The 3,204-nt window shown below is 70.8% G+C and carries 3 protein-coding genes and 2 pseudogenes; 4 read left to right on the top strand and 1 reads right to left on the bottom strand.

All coding sequences use genetic code 11. The annotated features are described in order from the left end of the window. Window positions 1–233: pseudogene (locus tag SACHA_RS24990) on the top strand (hypothetical protein); the annotation flags it as partial. A gap of 99 nt (window positions 234–332) precedes the next feature. Here the strand turns inward: SACHA_RS24990 and SACHA_RS0105805 are convergent. Then, entirely contained in the window at window positions 333–536 is a 204-nt protein-coding gene (locus SACHA_RS0105805) for a cold-shock protein (protein WP_007025991.1), read from the bottom strand. Between the two features lie 475 nt (window positions 537–1,011). On the opposite strand from SACHA_RS0105805, the gene SACHA_RS0105800 reads away from it, so the two are divergent. The 3 genes and pseudogenes from SACHA_RS0105800 to SACHA_RS24985 form a co-directional block, all read left to right on the top strand. Continuing rightward, window positions 1,012–2,217 carry a L,D-transpeptidase gene (locus SACHA_RS0105800; protein ID WP_083935785.1) on the top strand — a complete coding sequence of 402 codons (1,206 nt, stop codon included), beginning with the start codon at window positions 1,012–1,014 and terminating at the stop codon, window positions 2,215–2,217. A 94-nt stretch (window positions 2,218–2,311) separates the two neighbouring features. Next, window positions 2,312–2,881 carry a PaaI family thioesterase gene (locus SACHA_RS0105795; protein ID WP_019807894.1) on the top strand — a complete coding sequence of 190 codons (570 nt, stop codon included), beginning with the start codon at window positions 2,312–2,314 and terminating at the stop codon, window positions 2,879–2,881. Continuing rightward, window positions 2,881–3,204: pseudogene (locus SACHA_RS24985) on the top strand (metallophosphoesterase); the annotation flags it as partial. The gene SACHA_RS0105795 and the pseudogene SACHA_RS24985, both read left to right, overlap by 1 nt.

Raw genomic sequence — 3,204 nt, 5'->3', positions numbered from 1 at the left:
ACCCGCGGTCGGCCCCGCCCGAGCCGGCCTGGCCCGCTCCGGAGGACGCGTTCCCCGAGGACGTCTCCCCCACCGACACCGCCCCGTCCCCGCCGTTGACGCGGGAACCCCGGCCCGCGCAGCCGCCCGAGGCACCGGTCTACGGGCGCGACGACGAACCCACCACGGACGAGATCTACGTGGAGGACCTGCGGCACTGGGAGGCGCAGGTGCGCGGCGGCGGCCTCCGCTGACCCGTGCCTGTTCGACCGGCACCACGGGTCGGACACGACGAAACCGGGCCCCCGGCGGAAGTCCGCCGGGGGCCCGGTCAGGTCAGTGAGTGTCCTGCCTCAGAGAGAGCGGACCTTCTGTGCCTGCGGGCCCTTCTGGCCCTGGCCGACCTCGAACTCCACCCTCTGGTTCTCCTCCAGGGTGCGGAAGCCGCGGCCCTCGATCTCCGAGTAATGGACGAAAACGTCGCCTTCACCGCTGTCCTGGGCGATGAAACCGAAGCCCTTTTCCGCGTTGAACCACTTCACAGTGCCTTGCGCCACCGCTGTACTCCTCGTTGCTGTTCCGCATGGACACCACCACCGGCGGTGTCCCGGCCGCCCCGGGCGGTTCCGACGGAACGAGCACGCTAGCGCCATGGGCTACCGGCCCGCGTCAGAAGTTCCGCGAGTGTGTAGCCACGAGCACGCAAAACGACGGCCGAGACCCAGCCTACCGGCACGAGCGCGTTCGTGAACCCCTTACCGCCCCGGTTGGTCCGACCGGGCGGATAACCGCCTCAGGGGTTGCGTGCCGGCCCACACCGACGATCAATCGAACGGGCGGGACTGTGTGCTGCCGCCGGACACTCCAACGGGTGCGGAACCGGGGCGGACCGTGTCCCGGACAGCGCCGACAGCGACCACGCCGGCACGCCCGGCACCACGATGGTGTGAGTGTGATCACTACACGTGGCGGCAACGAACAGACATCGGAGGGCGTCAGCCACGGGACACGGGGAGAAGAGGGGTAGGAGCGTTGACGGAATCGGCATCCGCACCGGCGAGAGGCACACCGACGGCGGTACTGGCACTGTTGCTGGCCACACTCCTGGGCCTGGGAGCCTGTACCGGCGCGCAGGGAGGCGGCGGGTCCGCACAGGCCGACGACACCGCCGGGCCCGAACCGGCGGTTCCGGCGCAGGTCACCCTTACCCCGGAGGCGGGCAGCGAGAACGTCGCCCCGCGGGACGAGGTGTCGGTCACGGTGACCGACGGGACCCTCTCGTCGATCGCATTGACCAACCCGGAGGGCGAGGAGGTCGAGGGCGAGCTGGCCCAGGACCGGACGAGCTGGTCGGCGACCGAGCCCCTCGGGTACGGCAAGACCTACACCTTCTCGGGCGAGGCCTCCGGTGCCGACGGGGCTCCGGTCCCGATCGAGGGCTCGTTCACCACCGCGACCCCCGAGGCCACGATCGGGGTCAGCGCGAACGTGGGCGACGGCCGGACGTACGGCATCGCGATGCCGATCGCCCTGAACTTCGACGCCCCCGTCGAGGACAAGGCCGCCGTCGAACGGGCGTTGCACATCGAGACGACTCCCGACATCGAGGGTTCCTGGGCCTGGCTGTACGGCGGCAGGTCGGTGCACTGGCGGCCGAAGGAGTACTGGGAGCCGGGCACTGAGGTCCACGTCACCGCGAACGTCTACGGCGTCCGCACGGGCGAGGGCGTCTACGGCGGCAACGACCTCACGGTGGACTTCTCGATCGGGCGCTCCCAGGTCGTGAAGGCGAACACGCAGACCCACCGGATGGAGGTCTTCCGGGACGGCGAGAAGGTCGCCGAGTACCCGGCCAGTTTCGGGTTGGAGTCCGACCCGGGCCGGGTCACGCGCAGCGGCACACACGTGGTGATGGCCAAGCACGACAAGTACTTCATGACCAACCCCGGCTACGGCTACGAGGACTTCGAGGTCAACTGGGCCGTGCGGATCTCGAACAACGGGGAGTTCGCCCACTCCGCGCCGTGGTCGGTCGCCGACCAGGGCCAGCGCAACGTCTCGCACGGATGCATCAACCTCGCCCCGGACAACGCCAAGGAGTACTACGACAGCGCGATGATCGGCGATCCGTTCGAGGTCGAGGGCAGTTCGCAGCCGCTGCGGCAGAGCCGCACCGACTACTACGACTGGACGATCCCGTGGGACGAGTGGACGACCCTGTCCGCGTTGAACGACTGATCACCGGGCGCGGGCCGCACCGGGGGTGTGGCCCGCGCCGCTTCCGCCGCGAGGCCGTCCCGGCGGGCCGGCGGCCGGGCGCTAGCGTGTCCGGGTGAGCGATTCGACCAGTTGGCCGCCCGTCGACGTGGAGGCACCCGTTCCGCACCCCGCCGCGCCGGCGGTGGGAACGAAGTTGCAGTCGCACTACGGCCAGTGCTTCGGATGCGGCGACGAGGTCGAGGCGGGCCTGCGTATCCGTTCCGCGGTCGACGGGGACGACCCCGGGGTCGTGGTGTCGCGGTTCCCCGTCACCCGCGCCCATCAGGGCGCACCCGGTCTCGCCCACGGCGGGCTGCTCAGCTGCGCGTTCGACGAGGCGCTCGGGTCCGCGGTGGGCAACCTGATGCAGCGGCCCGCCGTGACCGCGAAGCTCGAGACCGACTTCCGGATGCCGGTGCCGGTCGGCTCCACCCTGTACATCGTCACCCGGCTCGACGGCACGGCCGGGCGCAAGATCTACGTCCACGCGGACGGCAGGCTCGACGCGGAGGACGGCCCCGTCGCGGTCCAGGCCCGTGCCCTGTTCATCAGCGTGGGTGTCGAGCACTTCCTCCGGCACGGTGACGAGGAACAGCTCCGCACGCTGGGCGCGAATCCGGAGGACTGGAACATCAATCCCTGATGTTCTTCGCCGTCCTCACCGTCGCGATCGTCGCCTGCCACGGCTACCTGTGGAAGCGACTGATCGGCGACACGACGGCGCCCCGCACGGCCGTGCGCCGGACCGCGACCGCGGTGCTCGTACTGCTCGTGGCGCTCATGGCGGCCGCGGTCACGCTGGGTACCGCGGTCCCGCCGGAGATCGGGAGATGGTTCGCCTGGCCCGGCTATCTGTGGCTGGCGATGTTCTTCTACCTGCTGCTCGGGCTGCTGGCCGTGGAACCCCTCCGCGGGGTCCTGCGGCGGTGGACGGGGCCGCGGCGGCCCGGTCGGCGCGGGGCTCCG

This window comes from Saccharomonospora halophila 8 (genome assembly GCF_000383775.1).
GTDB classification, from domain to species: domain Bacteria; phylum Actinomycetota; class Actinomycetes; order Mycobacteriales; family Pseudonocardiaceae; genus Saccharomonospora; species Saccharomonospora halophila.
The sequence above is the reverse complement of the archived record's forward strand: the minus strand, read 5'-3'. Positions and strand labels throughout refer to the sequence as shown.